The sequence below is a fragment of the Butyrivibrio sp. INlla16 genome (assembly GCF_900104155.1).
In the GTDB taxonomy this organism is placed as follows: Bacteria; Bacillota; Clostridia; order Lachnospirales; family Lachnospiraceae; genus Butyrivibrio.
This window is the reverse complement of record NZ_FMYB01000003.1, coordinates 173,121-194,111: the sequence shown is the minus strand read 5'-3', so window position 1 is coordinate 194,111 and position 20,991 is coordinate 173,121. Positions and strand designations below refer to the sequence as shown.

Here is a 20,991-nt window from a genome sequence, read left to right as displayed (position 1 = left end):
AATTTGAATTTTGTGAGGCTATTATGATAAAAAACGTTGCTATTGTGAGTTTATCCCGAGGAATTATCGGAGAATCATTCGTAAAGTTTGAGACAGATATTGGCATTAAAAGAACAGGCCTGAATAAATGTACTCAGGTCTGTTTTATTTTGGGAATTATAGGATAAAATAAGATATATAGTAATGGAAATCGAGTTTTCAATACTTTTGGGAGCATTCTGATGATGGTTACAAAGAAAGAATTAAAAGAATCATTTTTAGCGCTTGGAGTTACGAAGGGAATGACTTTGGAAGTGCATTCTTCACTCAGTAGTTTTGGTGAACTTGAGGGTGGTGCAGAAACCGTGATAGACACATTAAAAGATATAGTTACAGAAGAGGGCAGTCTTTTCATGCCTGCACTTCGTCTTAGTAAAGAACTTCCTCTTTCAGATGATGACAGGAAGATGGGAGTTACAGTTAAGATAAAGGTGCTTCCATCAGATGCAGACAGAACGGCAATGGGAATCGTTGCAGACACATTCAGAAAACTTCCTGATACCTACACAGGCCAAGATACCATAAGCACATCAGGCTGGGGAAAGCATGGAAAAGAAGCGGTGACAAGTGGACTTGATTATCCAATCCACAATGGAGGTAAGGCACTTTTACTTGGTGTCGATATTTATAAACTTACTGCAATGCATTATGTGGAAGGTATCACACCGGAGGATATAAACAAGCAGTTTGAGCCAAGTGAAGAGATTAATCGAAAATATCCTCCGGAAGAGTGGTTTATGGAAGCCGGACACCCTCCTGTAAAGGCATGGTACAAGATTCAGGATATGGCCTATGAAAAAGGACTCATAAAAGAAATGTCAATAGGCAAGTGCAAGGTGATGTTTTTCGATATCTGGTCTGTGGTTTCATTGTATGAAAATGAGTTAAAACGTGATCCCTATGGGCTTTGGGGGATGAAACCCGGATTGGAATTCAGACAGCTAACCATTTCAGATTTGCCGTCTTTGCTTGAATTATACCAGCAACTGGATGAAGACGATAAACAGTGCGCTTTTGAGCAAAGCGAAAGGGTCTGGAAGGAAATAGAAGAGAATCCAAATATTCAATATTTTGGTGCAATTGATAATGGTAAAGTTGTTTCTACCTGTTATGCCGTTTACATTCCGAACCTAACTCGTGGAAATAGAGGCATTTGCTTCATCGAAAATGTGGTGACAGATAAAGAGTATAGAAATCGCGGCTTGGCTTCAAAAGTCATAGATATGGCTGTTGCCTTTGCCAAGGATCAGCACTGCTATAAAGCTATACTTCAGAGCGGAATAGCCCGTACTGGAGCACATCGGTTTTACGAAAATAAAGGCTTTAACGGAGCATCAAAAAAGGCTTTTGATATGCGCCTGGAATAGCTTATCCTGCAATTACTCTTGTATTTGAAGATAATCTACCCGACTCTACTCTCCGTAGGTACCTTACTTTTTGGTGCTGATATACAATCTGTGCATGGAGGTGAGAACGAATATGAACCAATATGTTACAGGCGCAGTTATTAAGGAACTGCGGGAAAAGAACAAAATGACACAGAGCGAGCTGGCGGAAAAGCTGGGAGTGAGCGATAAAAGCGTGTCAAAATGGGAAACTGCCAAGGGCTTTCCGGACATTACTCTTTTGGAGCCGATTGCGGAGGCGTTCAGCATTTCGGTGACGGAGCTGATATCAGGCAATACTATTCATAATGCGAATGTGTCCGCAAATATGCTGCGGTCAAAGTTTTATGTCTGCCCGGTCTGTGGGAATGTGATACACAGCATGGGTGAGGCTTCAATCCATTGTCATGGGATCCAGCTTATACCTTTAGAGGCAGAACCTTCAGATGAACAGCACATGGCTTTTATCGAACGTGTGGAGGATGAGTATTATGTGCGGATTGATCACAGCATGACGAAGGAGCATTACATTTCGTTTGTGGCGGCGTCGTCATCCGATGATATGCAGATGGTGAAGCTCTATCCGGAAGGGAACGCCGAAGCAAGATTTAAGATCAGGGGAGTCAGAAGAATCTTCTTTTACTGCAACCGGGACGGTCTGTTTTCGATTGATCCGGTAAAGGGTATCGATGACAGGGAAAGCGGATATGACGATTCGCAGGAACGCAGAGAACTGGAAAAGGTAGCGGATATGCTGTTTGGATAGGAGGTTTTAGACTTTCAGATGAATAATCTAGTGGATATAAAAGATTATACGCAAAGATTAACAGAAGAATTAAAAATGAAGTTTGGCAAAAGGCTTTTATATGTTGGGCTTCAGGGAAGTTATCTTAGAGGCGAAGCTACACCTGAGAGTGATATTGATATTATGCTTGTATTCGATGAAGTACATGCCGAAGATTTGAACTCTTATCGTCAGATATTGTTAGATCTTGGAGAATATGAGCGAGCATGCGGATTTGTATGTGGAAGGGACGAATTATTAAATTGGTTTCCTGAAGAAATCTGCCATATACTTCATACCACTTCGGATATATATGGCAAACTTAAGTGTATAGTGCCAAATTACAGTAAAAAGGATGTGGCGGACTATATCAAGATGAGTGTCGGAAATTTATATCATATGCTTTGTCACAGACGTATTCATTCTGAAATGGAAAAGAACGTTAATAAACTGCCCTTAGTTAAAAGAGACATTTTCTTTATTCTTCAGAATCTTTATTATTTAGAAGATAACAACTTTATTGAGACAAAATCTGAGGTGGCATCTATGGTTAAAGGAATTGATCTTCAGGTTTGGGAATGTTTTTTGGAAGATGTTACTTATGAGAACATAGATCAGAAATTAGATTTGCTATTGGATTGGTGTAAAGATGTTTTGAAAAGAACATCGGGATACAAATAAATTTCGAATATAATCTTACAATAATACTTGCTTGGACTTTTTGAAAGAAATAATCGTTTCTTAGGCACATTTCAGAAGGCTCGGTACATTGTACCGGGTCTTTTTGCGTGTCGAAAGTGGTTCATTTCTTTTTGCCCTGTAAAGATAGTTGGTTTGACAGTATTAGAACTCTGTGCTAATCTATAGGCTAATAGAATTAGCCTATAAGCTAAATGGGTTAGCAAGGAGAAAAAATGTCCAGAAAACAGGAAATTATTGAAGTGTGTGTTGAAATGATAGACAAAGATGGTTTTCAGAATCTTTCTATAAAAACTATCGCTGATAGATTAGGCATAAAGCCGCCATCTTTATATAAGCATTTTCAAGGCGGTTTGGATGAAATAAAAGAGGCAATCATAATATATGGTTGGAACAATATTGATATAAAGATTGCTAAATCAGCCGTAGGGAAATCACGGGAAGATGGATTAAAAGCAATGTGTTATGCGCTTCGTGAATTTGCTCATGATCATCCCGGAGTTTTTGAGGCAATATGCTGGCACAATTCATATACATCTGAACTGAACCATGAAATTACAAAAGGGGTTATATCAACATTGTATTCTATTTTGGATTCTCTTGAGTTTGGCGAAGTCAAGAAAATGCATGTGTTGCGAAGCCTGCGAGGCTTTGTGGAAGGATTTTCGATGCTGGAATTACATGGTAGTTTTGGAGATAAAATCTCTTTGGATGAGAGTTTTGCATATGGCATAGATGCGTTAATTTCAGGAATCATGAAAGGACAAGAAAATGTGGGTTGATGAAAAGAAGAAAGCACCGATAATAGATTACCTTGGTTGGATATTATTTTTAAGTGTTTTTTTCGAATTATTAATGCTGATACTTGAGCCATCCTCAATAAAAAATGTGGAAACAGGAAAACTATCCTTTTCATATGTGGTGTATGCAACTATAGGAATTCTTTTTACAACTCCGGGACCGGTGATAGCTCTGTTTATCTTACTCAGGAAAGAAGAAAAAATCACAGTAAAAGAATTTATAAAGCGTTTTTTGTATACGCCAAAGATAATAAAAACAGTTTTGATCACTGGCTTGTTTTGCCTGTGCGCGTTATTATTTGCTATATTTTGCGGTGAACTAAACGGTTCTCCATTGTACATGATGCCGCTGGGGTTTCTTATTATGCTGCCGTTTGTTGGATTTGCGGAGGAAACAGGCTGGCGTGGCTTTTTGCAGCCTATGCTGGAAAAAAGATTCCCTTTCCCGGTTGCAACTACTATTGTGGCAGTGATTTGGTGTGTATGGCATTTCCCGATATGGCTACAGCCAACTTCCAACCACTATGGCGATAGCATGATAGGTTTTGCTATAAATATATTTGTATGGACTTTTGTAGCTGCTGCGATTTATAAATCAACGAAGAGCGTCCTGGCATGTGCCATTTATCATTCTTTTATAAATTCCATAGGCGCAATTTACGATTGGAATAAACTATTTGATTCTTACCCGAATTCAAATACAGCGTATATATACTTTGGAATTATTTTTATAGCTGCTTTGGTGATTTGGTATACGGAAGATAGAGAGGCAAAATAAGAAAGTTATTATCATGTAATTTTTTGTGAAAAAAGAGAGCTCCTTGGTTATTCCAGTCACCTGATCACTGTGTGCAGAAATATAAGGACAACTAATAAAGGGGACTTGAAATAACATATAATCTATTACAGTTAATAATGATGATTAGTGGCTGGCAGGGCCTTACTTTGCCGGCCACTTTTTTATCTTGACGGCTAATTAGAATTAGCTTACAATAAGGCTAATCCAAATTAGCTAAATGTAATAAAAGTTTTCAGGACAGGATGAAGAGGAACTTAGATGGACACCAAACAAAGAATACTGGATGAAGCATTGACGCTGTTTTCTGAAAAGGGATATGCAAATGTTTTTGTTGCGGATATTGCGAAAAGGGTTGGCATTAAGGCTCCATCACTGTACAAACACTATAAAAACAAACAGGCAATTTTTGATGCGATCATTGAAGAGATGAATAGGAGATTTTTGGAGGAGGCAGGCGCGCTGCAGATAAGCGGAGACGATGCAGTGGCGGATGCCGAAATCTATAAGCATATTTCTGAAGAGCAGCTGATCACTCTTGGAAAGGATCTGTTTCTTTATTTCTTGCATGATGACTACACAAGGCGTTTTCGAAAGATGCTCACCATTGAACAGTTTCATGATAAAAAACTTGCGGCTGCATATATGAAACAGTATGTGGATGATCCGCTTTCATACCAGGGAATGCTTCTCGGGTTGATGGCTTCCGCTGGAGTATTGCAGACAGAGAATGTGGAGATCATGACGCTGCATTTTTACGCGCCGATATATATGCTTCTGACCATATGCGATCGAGAACCAGAGCGTGAGGAAGAGGCACTTAAGACGATGGAAGCACACATCCGGCAGTTCAACAAACTGTACGCAAGAGATGAAAAACCAAGTCAGGATAACAAGAAGAGATTGCGGAGAAATACAAAATGAAGATTACAGTGATAAACGGAACCGAAAAACACGGTGTTACATACAGCATGAAGGAAATATTTTTAGAGCAGTTCAGAGACGATTCAGAGATTACGGAATACTATCTTCCCAAAGATGGTCCGGGGTTCTGCACGGGTTGTACTGCGTGTTTCAGGAATAATCAGAATCTCTGCAAGGACGCTGAAAAGGTGCAGAAGATAGAGAAGTCTTTGCTTGAAGCGGATTTGCTGGTTTTTGCATCACCGGCATATGTTTTCCATACAACAGGCGCAATGAAGGCTATGCTTGACCATTTCGGTTATCGGTGGATGCCTCACCGCCCGGCAAAGGAAATGTTCGGAAAGCGGGCAGTGATAATCACACAGTGCCTGGGAGCGGGTGGACGATCCACAGCAAAGGATATTAAGGACAGTCTTTCCTGGTGGGGCATTTCGACCATCAAAGTCGTAAGCTTCCAATTAATGTCTGAAATTGACTGGAACAAGATCGAGGACAAGAGGAAAGCTTCCATCCAAAAGAAGCTAAGCAGTGTTGCAAAAAAATTCCATGCCATTGATTATAATAAACCGGGTCATACAAATGTTATAGTAAAGGCAAAGTTCTACATAGTAAGGATGCTGCAGACGAGCCTCGGTAAAAAGGATCCGGAATACACCGACTTTAAGTATTGGAATGAGAATGGCTGGATCGGTAAAGTAAGACCATGGAAATAGATTATTGAAAAAAAGGGGAAGGAATTAAGTAGGAAATGATGTATATTGACTCCTTCCGGTTTCCGGGAGTGGATGCAGAAGAACAGTTTGTTAATTACATAAGAAGTACTTGCTATACCTCCTTTTATCCGTTTGGAGTATTTACACTCAATCAGCTAGAGGCTTTGTCATTTTCAGATATAACAATTCTGTATGGGAATAATGGATGCGGAAAAAGTACAGCGCTAAATCTGATAGCGGAGAAGCTTAAGGCTGAGCGTGATACATTGTTTAACCGGAGCAGCTTCTTTGGCGACTATATCGGAATGTGTGAATTTGAGATGACTCGCGGAGAAAGGCCTGAAGAAATCAGAATGATCACCAGTGATGATGTGTTTGATTTTATGCTTAATCTGAGAGCCTTGAACGATGGAGTTGATCGCAAGAGAGAACAGGTCTTTGATGAGTGGATTGAAAATAGAAATTCTAAATTTCAGATGAAATCACTGGATGATTATGAAAAGCTGAAAAAAGTAGTAGCAGCCCGATCCAAAACTCAGTCAAGATATGTCAGGGAAACAATCGGAAACAATATCATAGAACACAGTAATGGAGAAAGCGCTCTACAGTATTTTTCCGAGAAGATAAAAGACAATGGTCTGTATTTACTCGATGAGCCGGAAAATTCTCTTTCGCCACAGAGGCAGATTGAATTACTTGAGTTTATTCAAAATTCAGCGCGGTTTTTCAGATGCCAGTTTATAATCGCGACGCATTCGCCATTTCTTCTTACTCTTAGAGGAGCAAGAATTTATGATCTGGATGAAAATCCTGTCGATATCAAGAAATGGACGCAGCTCGAGGGCGTGAGGACATATTTTGAGTTCTTCGATGAACATAGAGGGGAATTTATGTAAATTATATTTTGTAGGACTGTATGTTGACATACAGGTTTTAGAGTAATATATTCGAATCAGAGCATAAAATGTGCTTAACCATAATATAAAAAAGAGGAGCTTTATGTTAAGCGTGGTGAACTAATTTCATTGCAATACGGCCTCGTGATATTGCAATGAGCAAAAGATTCAATCAATCAATATTTGTGAGTCTGTGGTGAAAACTACCGGCTTATTAGATTACGCTTAATAATATTATGGGAAAGAGCCGCATTTTATGAGGTCATTTTTTGATATGTTTATTTATGAACCATGATATCTTTGGCGTAAGATATCATGGTTTTTTGTCGTTTAGGAGGAAAAATGTTAGACAACTTAATTATAAGAGCAGAGGAACCTGCTGATTACAAGAATACAGAACTGATGACTATGCGCAGCTTTTATAACAAGTACAAGCCGGCAGCTGATGAGCATTTTCTTATAAGGATAATAAGGCAGTCCAAGGATTACATTCCGGAAATAAGCAGAATTGCGGAATATAACGGACACATAGTCGGCGCTGTTTATTACACAAAGGCTTGGATAGTGGACGGCGATGTGACTACAGATGTTGTCACATTCGGACCGCTGGCGGTAGAGCCGACCATGGAAGGAAACGATATTGGCGGCGTGCTGATGAGAGAAACCATAAAACTTGCAAAAGAGGCAGGCTATGCGGGAATTGCTCTTATGGGAGAGCCAAATTACTATCCCCGCTTTGGGTTTGAACGCGGTGCAAAGTACGGAATCACTGATGAACAGGGAAACAGCTTTGATGCATTAATGGTTCTGCCGCTAGGTAACGACTTTTCAAACGTCAAAGGGAAACTCATAGAAAGCAAGGATTTCGAAAAACTCGAAGACAAAGAAAGACTTGCAGAGATTAACAAAGAGTTCCCGAAATATCGCGCAGTTAAGGTGCAGGAAGGTTTTATGCAGATATTCGAACAGCACCTTGGTGTTGTGGAATCTATAGAAGATGACACGTATATGGTTCGTTATTGGGAACTTTTGATCCCCGCAAAGTTTTCACAGGATTTGGATAAAACTCCGGAAGTCGGAAGCGATGTGCAGTTTTTATGGAACCATAAGGGTGAGTCCGAAATCACCAAGGTGTTTAAGAATCTGCTTGAATGATGAGAGGTTACCGTGAGGGTAACCGGAGGGAAAAATGAATACACAAACACAAATTGAATTCGATAAGATTAAAAATATGTGGGCAGAGCTCACAAGTACAGATTATGCAAAGGAAAAGATAAGAGAGGCCGACATCATATTAAATGAAAGGGAGCTAAGAAAGGAGCTTCAGGATACCACGGATAGCCGAAAGCTGATAGAAAAGCTAGGAAATCCTCCGGTGCAGAATGTCACTGAGATAAGAGAGATTCTAACGATAGCTGACACAGGGAGTAGCCTTACACCCTATCAGCTTGAGAGAGTTGAAAAGGTTCTTGTTGCAGTAGAGAGGATGATGGACTATCTGTCACGCGGTAAACAGTATGAAAATTCACTTGCATATTATGATGAAAATTTAAATCCACTTTATGAGTTAAAAGATGAAATCTGCAGACAGATAAGAAATGAAGAGGTGGATGACAGGGCAACAAAAGAGCTTTATGAGATCAGGAATCGCATAACAACCATGGAAGAATCCATGAAGCAGAAGGCTGAGCAGATCATCAGGAAGAACAAGGCATACATGGCGGATTCCTATTACACAATGAGAAACGGCAGAGTATGCGTTCCGGTGAAGAAAGAATGTAAAGCTAAGATACCGGGAATAGTGATTGATAAATCTGCGACCGGAAATACGCTCTTTGTTGAGCCCGTAGGTTTGTCGAAGTGTTACGAGGAATTGGAACTTCTTCGTATAGATGAGGAGAACGAGGTTTACAAGATACTGTATATCCTTACGGCGATGGTGTCGGATGTTGCTCCGATAATGGAAGAAAACATCAAGATGATGGAGAAGCTTGATTACGTTTTTTCGAAGGGGAAGCTAAGCATTGATCTTGATTGCATCAAACCTGCCATAAATCTTGAAAGGCGCATAAAACTTGCTAAAGCAAGGCATCCGCTAATGGATAAAGAGGTAAATGTCCCGCTGGATTTTTCACTTGAAGATGAAGGTGTAAACGGAATTGTGATAACAGGTCCCAACACCGGTGGAAAGACAGTTGCCATCAAAACGGTTATGCTAAGCTGTTACATGGCTCAGTGCGGACTTCATGTACCGTGTAAAGCAGCAGATATCTGCATGAACAGCAATTATTTGTCGGACATTGGAGACGGTCAGAATCTTTCCGAAAACCTGTCGACTTTTTCGGCTCATATTAAAAATGTTCTTGATATACTCGGAAGTGTAAATCAGGAAAGCCTTGTAATCATGGACGAGCTTGGTTCGGGAACAGATCCTGCAGAGGGAATGGGAATTGCTGTTGCGATATTGGAGGAGCTTAGAAAGAGCGGCGCGAACTTCCTTGTGACAACGCATTATCCCGAGATCAAGGAGTACGCCTCAAGGGCTGAGCATATTGTGAATGCGAGGATGGTGTTTGATAAGGAGACGCTTCGCCCGACCTATGAGATGATAATCGGAGAAGCCGGAGAGAGCTGCGCATTTTATATTGCAGAGAGGCTCGGTATGCCTGAAGAGATGCTGAAGGTTGCAGCCAAGGCCGCATATGGCAAGGACTATGAGTTTTCGGGTAAAAAGAATGCAATAAGAAAACGAGGCACCGGCAAAATCGTCAAAGCAAAGAAAATACATTCCACCGCAGAGCTGGAACAGAAATTCAGTATTGGCGACAGCGTTATGATCTATCCCGACAAGAAGATAGGTATTGTATGCGAGCCCATAAATAAAAAGGGAATTCTGAGGGTGCAGCTGCCAAACAAGAAAATCTACATAAACCACAAGAGAGTAAAACTGCATGTAAAGGCAGATGAACTTTATCCTGAAGATTACGATTTTTCAATTATATTCGATACAGTTGCGAATCGAAAAGCCAGGCATGAAATGAGCAGGAAGCTCACTGATAAAGTCATAGTTTATGATGAAAACAGCTGACAAGATGCAGATGTAAACACTCTCTTGATAAAAAAATTTTAAGTATAACAGTATATAACAGTTGACAACAGTTATATACTGTTATATGCTGTTTGTGGAGGGCGGTGATATGCATATCATTTTAAATAACACCTCGATGGTGCCAATTTACGAACAGCTTGTGAATCAGGTGAAGAATGAAATAATAAGCGGCGAACTTGCGGAGGATGAAGCCCTTCCTTCTGTCAGGGCATTATCAGGAGAACTTAGGATAAGTGCTTTAACTGTAAAAAAAGCCTATGACAGGCTGGAAGAAGAAGGTTTTGTCGTAACGGTTCATGGGAAAGGAACCTACGTCGCTGCAACTGATAAGTCTCTTGCCATGGAGGCGAGAAGGAAGACAGTGGAGGATGACTTTGCGGCAGCAGTGCAGAAGGCAAGCGCGGTTGGACTTACCAAAGAGGATATTCTTGAGATCGTACAGATCATATTGGAGGAAAACTGATGGTTAAAGTTGATAATCTTGTTAAAAACTACGGCAGTTTTAGGCTGGATGTCTCAATGGAAATACCAGACGGAACAGTTACCGGAATTGTTGGGAAAAACGGCGCAGGAAAAAGTACCACGATAAAGTCAATTCTAGGACTCGTAAAGCCTGACGGTGGACATGTCACGATAAACGGTAAAGAGGCATCGAAGCTTACCGCGAAAGATAAAGAAGAGATAGGAGTTGCTCTGTCCGACTCTGGTTTTAGCACATTCCTTACAGTTAAGGATATAACAGCTATCATGAAAAAGATGTACCCTTCATTTAATGAAGAAGTTTTCAGGAGGAACTGTTCGTCCCAGAGACTTCCATTTGATAAGGCAATCAAGGAATTTTCAACAGGTATGAGAGCAAAGCTCCGTGTGCTTATAGCAATGAGTCATAATGCACGGATTCTTATCATGGACGAGCCCACAGCAGGTCTTGATGTTGAAGCGAGAAATGATATCCTTGACCTTCTCAGAGAGTATCTTGTTGAGGACGAAAAGCGCTCAATACTTATCACATCCCACATATCATCAGATCTTGAGGGACTTTGTGATGATATCTATCTGATCCACGATGGTAAGGTTATCCTGCATGAGGATACGGATGCGATACTTGGTAATTACGGAGTTCTAAAGGTTAATGAAGCTACCTATGAGAAACTCGACAAAAGTTATATTCTCAGCACGAAAAAGGATCACTTCGGATATGCCTGCTTTACAAATGAGAAGCAGTTTTATGCGGAAAACAATCCTAATATAGTCATTGAAAACAGCGACATAGACGATCTGATATTGATGATGACAGGAGGCAACTAAAATGCGTGGACTCATAGAAAAAGATCTTAGACTGACACTGGTTAGAAAGCAAACACTTATTATATTTTTGGTAATGGCTATTGTCATGGGATTATCCAATAATGGTGCATTTCTTATCGCTTACCTTACGATGCTTGCATTGGTAGTTGGAACAGGAAGCATAAGCTATGATGAGTATGACAACGGTTTTCCTTTCCTAATGACTCTTCCCTTTGACAGGAAAACATATGTGAGGGAGAAGTATGTGTTTAGCCTGATCGCTGCCGTTGCTGCATGGTGCTTTGGAGCATTGGTCTTTGCTGTTATGGATATGGTTCGAAACAACGGTGCGGGTTTATCCGAGATTCCAATGATGACTGCAGTCATACCGTCCATGTATCTTGCAACTGCTATCATAGTTCCTCTGCAGCTTAAGTTCGGTGCTGAAAAAAGCAGAATCGCACTCTTTGTTATTTTCGGAATTGTCGCGGTGCTGGCAATCGGCTCAAGTTCATTTCTGGCTGATTCTGTCAACCCGTTTGTGAGTGTGATAAATATACTTCATGATCTTCCGGGAGCTGTTACAATCCTTATTCTGATCGCGGTTTGCGCCCTTGTTACAGCCATATCTTATCTGTGCAGTGTGCGAATCATGGAGAATAAAGAATTCTGAGCATAAGACCGGTAGTGATATTGTGAAGACAAAAAAATAGAAACAGCTTAAACAGAGATGTTCATTTTATTGGACATCTCTATTTTTGCGCAAATACATTTTTTTCGGTAATTAAAATCTTTAGGAAATCTTTAGGTTGGCTTTAAGGAGACTTTTATTTGCCCTGCTACTATATGGACTGTAAGGAGGAGCAAGACAGATGAGCGACATAATGGTTTTGAAAAATGTAAAGAAGACATATAAGGAGATGACAGCAGTAAATGACCTGTCACTTAATATTAAAAAAGGCGAGGTTTTTGCACTGCTTGGAGCAAACGGAGCAGGTAAGACCACCACAATAAAAATGATACTGGGACTTGCAAAGGCAAGCTCAGGAGATATAGAGATTGAGAGCGGAGCGAAGATAGGTTACTCACCGGAGACACCGTATTTTCCCGAGTATCTGACAGGTATGGAAGTGATGAAATATTACGCGGGAATAGAGGGAGACAAATCTAAAAAAGATACAGCATATCTTAAAGGCCTTTTGGAACTCACAGGACTATCGGATAACAAGATTAAGGTAAAGAACTATTCAAAAGGAATGATCCAGAGACTTGCACTTGCACAGGCACTGATCTCTGATCCGGACATACTGATTCTCGATGAACCCACAGCTGGACTTGATGCACTTGGAAGAAAACATAATCTTGAACTTCTGAAAAGACTTAAGGAAGAGGGAAAGACAGTTATTATCAACTCCCACATACTGCATGATATAGAGGCTGTTTGTGACAGAGGCGTGATCATGAAAAAGGGAAAAGTGATAGACACCTGGACCAAAGGCGAAAGTGAAGAGAGACTTGAAGATAAATTTGTGAGACTTGTAGGAGAGGAATAATCATGGAAATCGTAGTTAATGTAATAAGAGAGAAGATCCGCAAAAAGATGTTATATGTGACAATGGCACTGGGAATTATTGTGGTAGCTGTTTTTTCAACAGATATGGGTAGCCTCACTATCGGAGGAAAAAGTATAAAGGATTATCATGTGCTTCTTCCCATACTTATCAACGTTCTGAATTTCCTTAATGGTGCGATAGCTCTTGCAATCTCATGTTCAACAATTCCACAGGAGTATGAGAGAAGAACAAGTCATCTGATTTGGTCAAGAGGAATCAGCCAGAGCAGATATCACATGTGCCTTGCAGCAGGCAATATAGTGGTGTCCTGGATCTCCGGAATTATATTATATGCTACACTCGGAGTATTCGCTGTAGTAAACGGATATTCAAATATCCTTGGAAGAATAGCGATGGCAACGGTTTTCATGATGATCTATTCGGCTTGCATCTGCATGCTTACATCGGCGCTTTCAATCAGGATACCCACACTTTTTACAGGAACGATAATGGTAATCATTCTGGTTTTCGGAGCACTCAGAGATGCACTTAAGCTTTTGACCGCAACACTTACGGGAGTCGGCGGAGCAGTAATAAAGAGGGCGGTAATGCTCATTCCGGATCTTGCCGGCATCAGTAATCAGGCAGGTAATCTGGTTCAGGAAAAACCTTTAAATATTCATGTGATCATAATGGCATTTTTAGTGATCTGGGTAGCAGGACTTTTGGTAATGATCTTGAGAAGAGAGGAAGCATAAGGCGATGAAAAAAGCGGGATTTATAATATATATGTTGGTTGGAGCAACTCTGGTGGTTTCGGGTTTTGCAACAACCGAGAGGGGACTTAAAGAAAATAACAGGGAAATGCTCTATAAGGTTGCTGAGGACTATGAAGAGCTTGGCGACATGGGCTTCAAGGGTTTTTACCCGCTGGATTATAAAGTGGCATTTTCAGATTCCGAGAAGGATGTTGTTGTAAGCTATGACGGCGGCGAGTGCAACTATACCAAGAGAGATGCTGTTTACGGAGGACTTGTCGGAAGTATATATCAGGACGGCGATGAGTTTGAAGTGGTTGTTCCCGAATATGATACCTGGATAACACTTGAAGCTGTAAATAATGAGCCCCTTTCCGCTGTTATCTGGCATGAAGGCTTCCATGCATATCAGAATTCCTATCATAAGGTGTATGAAAAGACTACGCAGGATGTACTCTCCGAAACAGAGCTTTCAGAGATCGTTGATTCGGATAATGAGGCAAAGAGAATGTTTTCAAAGGAAATGGAGGTATTAAGCCGCATATTTACTGACGAAAACAGTAGCGATGTAAACGAAATTGCGATAGAATATAGCAAAATAGCTAAGGAGAGGAGGGGACTTCTTAGTGAGCAGGTGGCCGGCTCTGAGGATTTTTATTTAATGATGGAAGGCTCCGCATATTATGTGGAATCACTGGCTGTGAGATACGAGAACGGCGAGGAGACATACCAAAAGGAATACCTTGGTACAGCGTCGAAATACGTGGACGGAAACGCAAAATACTATCGTCTCGGAATGCTCGAATGCATGCTTCTGGATAAGCTGGATCCCGAGTGGAAAAACTCCTACAGCTTTGACAGAACATTCGAAGAAGTGATCGATGATTATATCAGCTGAATCCATCCTGAGAGAGGAAAAAAGAATCTTACATCAGAGCTCAAGATAATACAGGGAACGGAGGAAGGCATGGAATACACAGTACTTGGGGCAGACGATGAAGTAGAAATACTTAATTCGCTGGAATTATTTTTGAGTAAAGAGGGGATAAGACTTTTAAAGGCCGATAACGGAATATCGGCCTTGGAGTTATATAAAGAAGAAAAGCCGCACATGGTGCTGCTTGATGTTATGATGCCGGGGCTTGACGGGTTCTCAGTTCTTAGAAAGATACGTGAGATAAGTCATGTTCCGGTTATTATGCTTACGGCAAAGACAGAGGATTATGATAAGATTCTCGGTCTTGAGCTTGGAGCGGATGATTATATTTCAAAGCCTTTCAATCCCATGGAAGTTGTTGCGAGAATCAAGGCACAGCTTCGCAGAAACTACGACTACCATGAGAAATTTGACAAGGTGTATAAAGCATTCGGAATAGAACTTAACACCGATGCAAAGTCTGTAACAACGGGAGGGGAGAGTATAGCTCTTACCGGTACCGAGTACAAAATCTTAGAACTTCTGATGCCTCATCCGGGGCATATTTTCACCAAACAGCAGATATCCGATTATGTGTGGGAAAGTGACTACGCTGCTGATGACAGCACTATTATGGTGCATATAAGTAATCTTAGAAATAAGCTTAAGAAGGCAGATAAAGAAGCTGCAATGATCAAGGCGGTCAAGGGACTTGGCTACAAATTCGAGAAAGAATAAATCCGGTTATGAAGAAAAAGAGAGTAAAAAAGAAAAGCATTTTTTCAAGGCTTGTAAAAAGTTATGTTCTGTTTCTTATTGTGACTATCGTGCTGTATCTCACTTTGACTTTGGCGATAGTGATGTATCTGGGTAATGGGAGTCTATCGAATGCTTCACCGCAGACGGTTGTGAAATACGATGGAACGATTACCGATACCGAAGTTTTGGAACACAGCGGAGGATGGGTTGAGGAACTTGACGAAAGCGGTAACGTAGTCGATGTTGTGGGAGAAAAGAAAACAGATAAGTACACCTACAATATCGAGGAGCTTGCGTATTTGGTCGACATGGGATATGTGGCATCCAGCGGCAACGGAGTTATCATAAGTCAGCATGAGGCTACCGACAAAAAGATATATTCGGCATGTGCCAGATATGTGGGAGATCCTAAGCGCGTTTTTTTGGTTTTTTACCCCACCGATATGGTGACCTACAGAGTTACATATATGCTTACAAACGAAACCGGAAACAGATACCTCGTATTCCTGCTGGTTTTTGCTGCGCTTTTCGTTGTTGAAATTGTAGGCATCAGTTTGTACCTGAAAAGGCACATCGAAATGCCGCTTAAGTTCCTTATGCAGGGAATGGATGAGGTGAGTGAGGGAAAAAGAGATGTGGTCATAGACTACATTACCGATAAGGAATTCGAGGACATCAGGGATAGATTCAACAGCATGGCTGAAAAACTTAAGGAGAGTGAAGATAAAAGACATCAGGTGGAGCAGAGCAGAAATCTGATGCTGCTTGAACTTGCTCATGATATAAAAAATCCTATCGCTTCCATAAAGGGGAGTATCTGTGCGCTTGAGGAGGGCCTTGTTCCCGAAGAGAAAGTAAATGATTACTACAAGACTATCGAGATGAAGGCAGAAAGAATAAGGACTCTTACCGAAGATATAAACACCAGTCTTAAGATGGAGAGTGACGAGTATAAGCTGAATCTGGAGAAGGCGGATGTATGCGAGCTTGTACGCAGAATCTGCGCAGAGTTTTATGAGGATATCACAGCTGCAGGAAAGGAATTTGATATAGATATATCAGAGGAGTCGCTTTTTGCAGAGGTGGATACGCAGCTCCTCGGAAGGGCGATAAATAATCTCCTAGGTAATGCCAACAAGTATAATGAGACCGGAAATAATATTGCAGTCAAAGTGTTCGATGATTCAGGCAGGATAACGATTGAAGTATCGGATGATGGCGAGGCTATAGCGGAGGATTTTGCCGCGAGAATGTTCGAGTCCTTTGCAAGAGGAGATAAGACCAGGAAAACCGATGGGGGAACGGGACTTGGTCTGGCAATTTCCCGCAAAATAGTTGAAAAGCACGGGGGGACTCTCAAATATAAACGCAGTGATGGAAAAAACTGCTTTACTATTGTCCTGTAAAAATATAATTATCAATTCTGTGTGTAGTATGTTATTATCTTTTTCAAAGTAGGTATGGTTATTGTTTTAGGGGACAATGGGTATGATAAAAGGAAAGTGGACTATGCGCCAGGCCATTTTAGGGCTGGTTACCTTGTGTACGCTTTTTGCGATTATTACGCAGACGGTGGTGTTTGAAGTTATTTCGAGGCAGCAGATTAGGGGAGAGAGTCTTTTAAATAACAATGAGACACTTCAGCGCATAGAGGCGGAGTTAAATTCTTATATTCACGATGTTTCTGTCAAAATGCAGACCATTTACAATGAGACGGATATGGTCTACGACATGAGAAATTCCGGTAAAAATCACAAATCTAAAGGTGATCATTATTTTGATGCCTGGCACCTTTCGGAGAGACGCTTCGATTCGGAAGACCAGCTCCTTGCCATGTATATATATGATAACCGCAACAATCTGATAAGTTCCTTCAGGAAACAACCGTATAATTACCCACAAGATCTTTATAATACAGAGCAATATGTTAATGTTGCGCACCTTAAGAGCTATCTCAAATCGGACGATTATTCGCTGATGCTGTCGGGATATCACAATGAGGAGGCCGATCAGGATGTACTTCGTTTTGTGCTAAAGCTCCACACCTATGATGATGACAGGTCTCAGTTCGGGTATATTGTGTGCGATTTCAATACGCAGAATGTTGAAGATATCATGAGTAAATACATATCGTCGAGAGATGTGTATGTCTGGCTTCAGCCAAGGGGAGATTCTCCGATAGCGCAGGTTGGCAATACCACAAAAGAGGAGAGCAAGATCTTTTCGGAGCTGACAAAAATAGTTGCAACTTCAATAAATGAGTTTCCACAGTTTGAAAATGAATACGGCTCTTTTTATCTAAACAGCAGAAATTCCGAAAAGTATAATCTGCACATTATCATGCTGACTCCGCAGTCGCTGATGATGCATACACAGAGTGCACTTGCGAGGACACTGATTGTAATTGCGATTTTCATCATTCTGGTGACTCTGATTCTGGGAACCAGGATTTCGGGATTTATATATACTCCGGTGGAACAGCTCAGTAAGACAATCATTAAGATTAAAAATGGTGATACGGATCTTAGGGCCAAAACTGATGGCTGGAGTGAAGAGCTCAAGGTCATGGGTGATGAGTTCAATGATATGCTTGATCAGATAAGCCGCATGGTTCAGGAGGAAACCGAAGCAAAGGTGCTGATGGAGAGGACGCAGTACAAGGTGCTTCAGGCACAGGTTAATCCGCACTTTTTATACAATACGCTGGATACCATGAGCGGAATTGCGGCATCTCAGGACTGCACGCTGGTGAGCGGACTATGCCAGTCTCTCTCCGCGATTTTCAGATACAGTCTTGATATCTCGGATACACAGTCGACGTTGCAGCAGGAGATGGCGCACGTCAGAAACTATTTGTATGTAATGGATGTCAGGAATGGCAATTCCATCAAGTATATTTATAAGATTGATTCAGATACTTTGGAGGACAATATTCCGAGGATCACGCTGCAGCCTATAGTTGAGAATGCGCTTCAGCATGGCCTTCGGAATACGAGGAGAAAGGATAAGGAGCTTATTATTTCAGCAAGACATGAGGGTGATAAGCTGGTAATTGTTATCGAAGATAACGGCGCGGGGATGGATGCCGATGCTATGAATAAACAGCTTGATGAGGCAGATATAAGCAGGATTGAGATGGGGCGTTCAATCGGTGTCATGAATGTGAATGCGCGTGTGAAAAATGTGTATGGTGATGGGTATGGAATTCATTACGAGAGCAGTCCGGAGACGGGGACCAAGGCTGTGATCGTACTGCCGGTGGTAAAAGCAAAGAGGGAAGAGAAGCTTCAATTGTCTGCAATAGAGCAGGCGAGACTGGCACTTGGCAATGAATAAGGGGAGGTAATATATGGGAGCAAAATACAAGGTACTGTCGGCGGACGATGAGCTTTGGAGCCGCGAGAATATAAGAAGAATGCTGTCGTGGGAGGATTACTCCATCGATTTTCTTGAGCCTGCCTGTGATGGGGAGGAGGTCCTTGAAAGGATTCCGGAGGAGAAACCGGACATAGTTATTACGGATATCAATATGCCATTTATCAGCGGACTGGAGCTTCTTGATAAGATTCATACAGAATATCCCGATATTATAACGCTCGCAGTAAGTGGCTATGATGACTTCCAGAAGGTGAAGGGTGTTTTCATGGCGGGCGGAATCGACTACCTGCTTAAACCCGTGGGGAGAGAGCAACTGGTAGGCTCTCTTAGCAAGGCGCTGAAAACTCTGGAGGAGAGGGAGGCCGAGAAGGCTTCGAAGGAAGATAACCGTCTGAGGGAAAATTATATCTCATCCTTTTTTGAGGACGATGAGTTTTCCTCGTTATTAAACGGTAAGCTCTTCAGACCGGGGAAAGAGTCCCATGTGCCAAGTACCAGAGTGTTCTCGGAGATATCCACGATTCTTGTGAAGTTCCATGATGTGGAAATTTTGAAGCAAAATTACAACAAGGATGTTCTTAGAATGTCCTATGATATCAAGGAGAGGCTTCGTGAACTGATCGACGTGGAAGGTTCGATTGTCTTCCAGTACACGGATAAGGTGAATGAATTTATTATCGAGTTAAATGCTACACCTGCTAGGCTCCGTCTCATAGCAGACCGCATCTACGCCGCTTTTCCGATAGAAAAGCAGGGACCTGTCACTATCGTGCTCCATGCTCAGGCGAGCTCCCTTGATGATATAGCGACGGTGTACAGAGAGATGATCGCGGAGCTTGTTTCAAGGCCTTTTGGACGAAAACACAGCATCATCGCCTGCAACGGGATAAGGAGAAAATCAAAGCTGCAGGATAGATTTACTGACAGACTGGAAGCTCAGATTGCGGCGTGTCTTGAGAATAATGATATATCTAAAGCGAGAAGCCTTATCATGGAGACCGCAGGGCTGGAGAAGTGCGACAGTGAAGAGTGGAGCCTATTTGAGGTTACCCAGTTTACAACAAGAATGATAAATATTATAGCTGAGGCGGATAAAACCAGTAACAGCCGGACATATGAAGAGGTTCAGGATGCAATCAACTATGGACTGAGGTCGCTGAATAAAGATATCATTCTGGACAATATCGAACTGGCGCTTAGAATCGGAGCAGGTTCGGGGGCTGCTTCAAATGCGGGAAGTTCGGAGAACTCCACGATAAGTGAGCAGGTTGAGAGCGTTCGTGATTACATCGCGGAGCACTACATGGATCATCTGACCTTGTCGGATTTGGCACAGCAGTTTTATGTGGAGCCGAGTTACCTTTCGAAGAAGTTTTCACAAAAGTACAATGAGACCATTACGGCATGTATCACCAGGTGCCGCATGGAAAAGGCAAAGGAACTTATGGAGGATGAGAATAATAAGCTGGAGGTTATTTCCTTTAAGGTCGGTTATGATGACTATAACTATTTCAGCAGAGTGTTCAGAAGGTGTGAGAAAAAAAGTCCGACAGAGTATCGAAACAGTATTTCAAAAAAGTGATAGTAAGTTTTTCTAAATTGTGCTAATTGTCACAAAGTCATAATTGCTAATATAAACTTCGAGGACAGGGAATTAACAAACCCGTTCGCGAAGTTTTTTGTTTTGGGGAGGAGGATAATCCGGTGTTCTACCATAGAAAAATCACAGCAATAATCGCTGCAGCTGCGCTGAGTGCAGCACTGCTTGTAGCAGGATGCGGCGAGAGCAGACAGGCGAAGATAGATACCAATGACGGAGTAACAAATATTCTTGATTACGTGAACGTGGACTTCAGTGGGAAAAACGGTGAAGGCACAGCGTATGTAAATGTTGACTACGACGGAATCGAAACCGAGATGGTCGGCGGTGAAGAGAAGATAAAAGAGATGAATGAGGTTGATGATCTGGCGGAGCTGACAAAGTACATCAATGCAGTTTCTTCAATTTCATTCAGCATAGATAAGAATAAGGAACTGTCAAACGGAGATCAGGTAGTGGTGTCAGTCTCCTATGACAACACTGCGGCCGAGGCAGCAGGTGTTGATTTCGGAACTCAGAAGAGTAAGACGTACGAGGTGAAGGGACTGAAACGATAAGCCCCTCATCCGGCGCTGCGCGCCACCTTCTCCCCGTG

General features: G+C 41.6%; 21 protein-coding genes. All 21 read left to right on the top strand.

What is annotated here, in order from left to right:
• The first annotated feature begins 221 nt into the window (after positions 1 to 221).
• The 21 genes from BLR42_RS02750 (at position 222) to BLR42_RS02650 (ending at position 20,953) form a co-directional block, all read left to right on the top strand.
• Positions 222 to 1,406 (top strand): GNAT family N-acetyltransferase, encoded by a 1,185-nt coding sequence (locus BLR42_RS02750; protein ID WP_091866434.1) that lies wholly within the window; start codon positions 222 to 224, stop codon positions 1,404 to 1,406.
• Positions 1,407 to 1,518: 112 nt separating this feature from the next.
• Positions 1,519 to 2,190 (top strand): helix-turn-helix domain-containing protein, encoded by a 672-nt coding sequence (locus BLR42_RS02745; RefSeq protein ID WP_091866432.1) that lies wholly within the window; start codon positions 1,519 to 1,521, stop codon positions 2,188 to 2,190.
• 18 nt (positions 2,191 to 2,208) lie between these two features.
• Complete coding sequence (locus BLR42_RS02740; protein WP_022761292.1) at positions 2,209 to 2,889, top strand: nucleotidyltransferase domain-containing protein; 681 nt, start codon at positions 2,209 to 2,211, stop codon at positions 2,887 to 2,889.
• A 233-nt stretch (positions 2,890 to 3,122) separates the two neighbouring features.
• On the top strand, positions 3,123 to 3,689 hold the full coding sequence (locus BLR42_RS02735; protein ID WP_091866430.1) for a TetR/AcrR family transcriptional regulator: 567 nt from the start codon (positions 3,123 to 3,125) through the stop codon (positions 3,687 to 3,689).
• The gene (locus BLR42_RS02730; protein ID WP_091866428.1) at positions 3,679 to 4,485 is read left to right on the top strand and encodes a CPBP family intramembrane glutamic endopeptidase; all 807 of its coding nucleotides are present in this window, start codon (positions 3,679 to 3,681) and stop codon (positions 4,483 to 4,485) included. Before BLR42_RS02735 ends, BLR42_RS02730 begins: the two co-directional genes overlap by 11 nt.
• A 279-nt stretch (positions 4,486 to 4,764) precedes the next feature.
• The gene (locus tag BLR42_RS02725; protein ID WP_044959885.1) at positions 4,765 to 5,427 is read left to right on the top strand and encodes a TetR/AcrR family transcriptional regulator; all 663 of its coding nucleotides are present in this window, start codon (positions 4,765 to 4,767) and stop codon (positions 5,425 to 5,427) included.
• Positions 5,424 to 6,140 carry a flavodoxin family protein gene (locus BLR42_RS02720; protein WP_091866426.1) on the top strand — a complete coding sequence of 239 codons (717 nt, stop codon included), beginning with the start codon at positions 5,424 to 5,426 and terminating at the stop codon, positions 6,138 to 6,140. Before BLR42_RS02725 ends, BLR42_RS02720 begins: the two co-directional genes overlap by 4 nt.
• Positions 6,141 to 6,175: 35 nt before the next feature.
• Positions 6,176 to 7,036 (top strand): AAA family ATPase, encoded by an 861-nt coding sequence (locus BLR42_RS02715; protein WP_091866424.1) that lies wholly within the window; start codon positions 6,176 to 6,178, stop codon positions 7,034 to 7,036.
• Between the two features lie 342 nt (positions 7,037 to 7,378).
• A complete protein-coding gene (locus tag BLR42_RS02710; RefSeq protein WP_091866422.1) occupies positions 7,379 to 8,191 on the top strand; it encodes a GNAT family N-acetyltransferase in 813 nt (270 codons plus the stop codon).
• A 34-nt stretch (positions 8,192 to 8,225) separates the two neighbouring features.
• Positions 8,226 to 10,124: an endonuclease MutS2 gene (locus BLR42_RS02705; RefSeq protein ID WP_091866420.1), complete on the top strand. Its 1,899-nt coding sequence runs from the start codon at positions 8,226 to 8,228 to the stop codon at positions 10,122 to 10,124.
• 109 nt (positions 10,125 to 10,233) lie between these two features.
• Positions 10,234 to 10,608 carry a GntR family transcriptional regulator gene (locus tag BLR42_RS02700; protein WP_022761284.1) on the top strand — a complete coding sequence of 125 codons (375 nt, stop codon included), beginning with the start codon at positions 10,234 to 10,236 and terminating at the stop codon, positions 10,606 to 10,608.
• Positions 10,608 to 11,453 (top strand): ABC transporter ATP-binding protein, encoded by an 846-nt coding sequence (locus tag BLR42_RS02695; RefSeq protein WP_091866418.1) that lies wholly within the window; start codon positions 10,608 to 10,610, stop codon positions 11,451 to 11,453. Before BLR42_RS02700 ends, BLR42_RS02695 begins: the two co-directional genes overlap by 1 nt.
• A gap of 1 nt (position 11,454) precedes the next feature.
• Positions 11,455 to 12,105: an ABC-2 transporter permease gene (locus tag BLR42_RS02690; RefSeq protein ID WP_091866416.1), complete on the top strand. Its 651-nt coding sequence runs from the start codon at positions 11,455 to 11,457 to the stop codon at positions 12,103 to 12,105.
• A gap of 199 nt (positions 12,106 to 12,304) precedes the next feature.
• Complete coding sequence (locus BLR42_RS02685; RefSeq protein WP_091866414.1) at positions 12,305 to 12,985, top strand: ABC transporter ATP-binding protein; 681 nt, start codon at positions 12,305 to 12,307, stop codon at positions 12,983 to 12,985.
• Positions 12,986 to 12,987: 2 nt separating this feature from the next.
• The gene (locus BLR42_RS02680; RefSeq protein ID WP_091866412.1) at positions 12,988 to 13,743 is read left to right on the top strand and encodes a hypothetical protein; all 756 of its coding nucleotides are present in this window, start codon (positions 12,988 to 12,990) and stop codon (positions 13,741 to 13,743) included.
• Between the two features lie 4 nt (positions 13,744 to 13,747).
• Positions 13,748 to 14,641, top strand: coding sequence for a hypothetical protein (locus BLR42_RS02675; protein ID WP_091866410.1), 894 nt, complete (start codon positions 13,748 to 13,750; stop codon positions 14,639 to 14,641).
• 69 nt (positions 14,642 to 14,710) lie between these two features.
• Entirely contained in the window at positions 14,711 to 15,397 is a 687-nt protein-coding gene (locus tag BLR42_RS02670) for a response regulator transcription factor (RefSeq protein ID WP_091866408.1), read from the top strand.
• Between the two features lie 8 nt (positions 15,398 to 15,405).
• On the top strand, positions 15,406 to 16,824 hold the full coding sequence (locus BLR42_RS02665; RefSeq protein WP_091866405.1) for a HAMP domain-containing sensor histidine kinase: 1,419 nt from the start codon (positions 15,406 to 15,408) through the stop codon (positions 16,822 to 16,824).
• Between the two features lie 82 nt (positions 16,825 to 16,906).
• Positions 16,907 to 18,754, top strand: coding sequence for a cache domain-containing sensor histidine kinase (locus tag BLR42_RS02660; RefSeq protein ID WP_170832612.1), 1,848 nt, complete (start codon positions 16,907 to 16,909; stop codon positions 18,752 to 18,754).
• A 13-nt stretch (positions 18,755 to 18,767) separates the two neighbouring features.
• Positions 18,768 to 20,378, top strand: a complete 1,611-nt coding sequence (locus BLR42_RS02655; protein ID WP_091866401.1) for a response regulator transcription factor — start codon at positions 18,768 to 18,770, stop codon at positions 20,376 to 20,378.
• 122 nt (positions 20,379 to 20,500) lie between these two features.
• Positions 20,501 to 20,953 carry a hypothetical protein gene (locus tag BLR42_RS02650; protein WP_091866399.1) on the top strand — a complete coding sequence of 151 codons (453 nt, stop codon included), beginning with the start codon at positions 20,501 to 20,503 and terminating at the stop codon, positions 20,951 to 20,953.
• The last annotated feature ends 38 nt before the right edge of the window (positions 20,954 to 20,991 follow it).

Coding starts and splice junctions, on each gene's coding strand:
- BLR42_RS02750 (WP_091866434.1), top strand. CDS start 222: ATGATGGTTACAAAGAAAGAATTAAAAGAATCATTTTTAGCGCTTGGA.
- BLR42_RS02745 (WP_091866432.1), top strand. CDS start 1,519: ATGAACCAATATGTTACAGGCGCAGTTATTAAGGAACTGCGGGAAAAG.
- BLR42_RS02740 (WP_022761292.1), top strand. CDS start 2,209: ATGAATAATCTAGTGGATATAAAAGATTATACGCAAAGATTAACAGAA.
- BLR42_RS02735 (WP_091866430.1), top strand. CDS start 3,123: ATGTCCAGAAAACAGGAAATTATTGAAGTGTGTGTTGAAATGATAGAC.
- BLR42_RS02730 (WP_091866428.1), top strand. CDS start 3,679: ATGTGGGTTGATGAAAAGAAGAAAGCACCGATAATAGATTACCTTGGT.
- BLR42_RS02725 (WP_044959885.1), top strand. CDS start 4,765: ATGGACACCAAACAAAGAATACTGGATGAAGCATTGACGCTGTTTTCT.
- BLR42_RS02720 (WP_091866426.1), top strand. CDS start 5,424: ATGAAGATTACAGTGATAAACGGAACCGAAAAACACGGTGTTACATAC.
- BLR42_RS02715 (WP_091866424.1), top strand. CDS start 6,176: ATGATGTATATTGACTCCTTCCGGTTTCCGGGAGTGGATGCAGAAGAA.
- BLR42_RS02710 (WP_091866422.1), top strand. CDS start 7,379: ATGTTAGACAACTTAATTATAAGAGCAGAGGAACCTGCTGATTACAAG.
- BLR42_RS02705 (WP_091866420.1), top strand. CDS start 8,226: ATGAATACACAAACACAAATTGAATTCGATAAGATTAAAAATATGTGG.
- BLR42_RS02700 (WP_022761284.1), top strand. CDS start 10,234: ATGCATATCATTTTAAATAACACCTCGATGGTGCCAATTTACGAACAG.
- BLR42_RS02695 (WP_091866418.1), top strand. CDS start 10,608: ATGGTTAAAGTTGATAATCTTGTTAAAAACTACGGCAGTTTTAGGCTG.
- BLR42_RS02690 (WP_091866416.1), top strand. CDS start 11,455: ATGCGTGGACTCATAGAAAAAGATCTTAGACTGACACTGGTTAGAAAG.
- BLR42_RS02685 (WP_091866414.1), top strand. CDS start 12,305: ATGAGCGACATAATGGTTTTGAAAAATGTAAAGAAGACATATAAGGAG.
- BLR42_RS02680 (WP_091866412.1), top strand. CDS start 12,988: ATGGAAATCGTAGTTAATGTAATAAGAGAGAAGATCCGCAAAAAGATG.
- BLR42_RS02675 (WP_091866410.1), top strand. CDS start 13,748: ATGAAAAAAGCGGGATTTATAATATATATGTTGGTTGGAGCAACTCTG.
- BLR42_RS02670 (WP_091866408.1), top strand. CDS start 14,711: ATGGAATACACAGTACTTGGGGCAGACGATGAAGTAGAAATACTTAAT.
- BLR42_RS02665 (WP_091866405.1), top strand. CDS start 15,406: ATGAAGAAAAAGAGAGTAAAAAAGAAAAGCATTTTTTCAAGGCTTGTA.
- BLR42_RS02660 (WP_170832612.1), top strand. CDS start 16,907: ATGATAAAAGGAAAGTGGACTATGCGCCAGGCCATTTTAGGGCTGGTT.
- BLR42_RS02655 (WP_091866401.1), top strand. CDS start 18,768: ATGGGAGCAAAATACAAGGTACTGTCGGCGGACGATGAGCTTTGGAGC.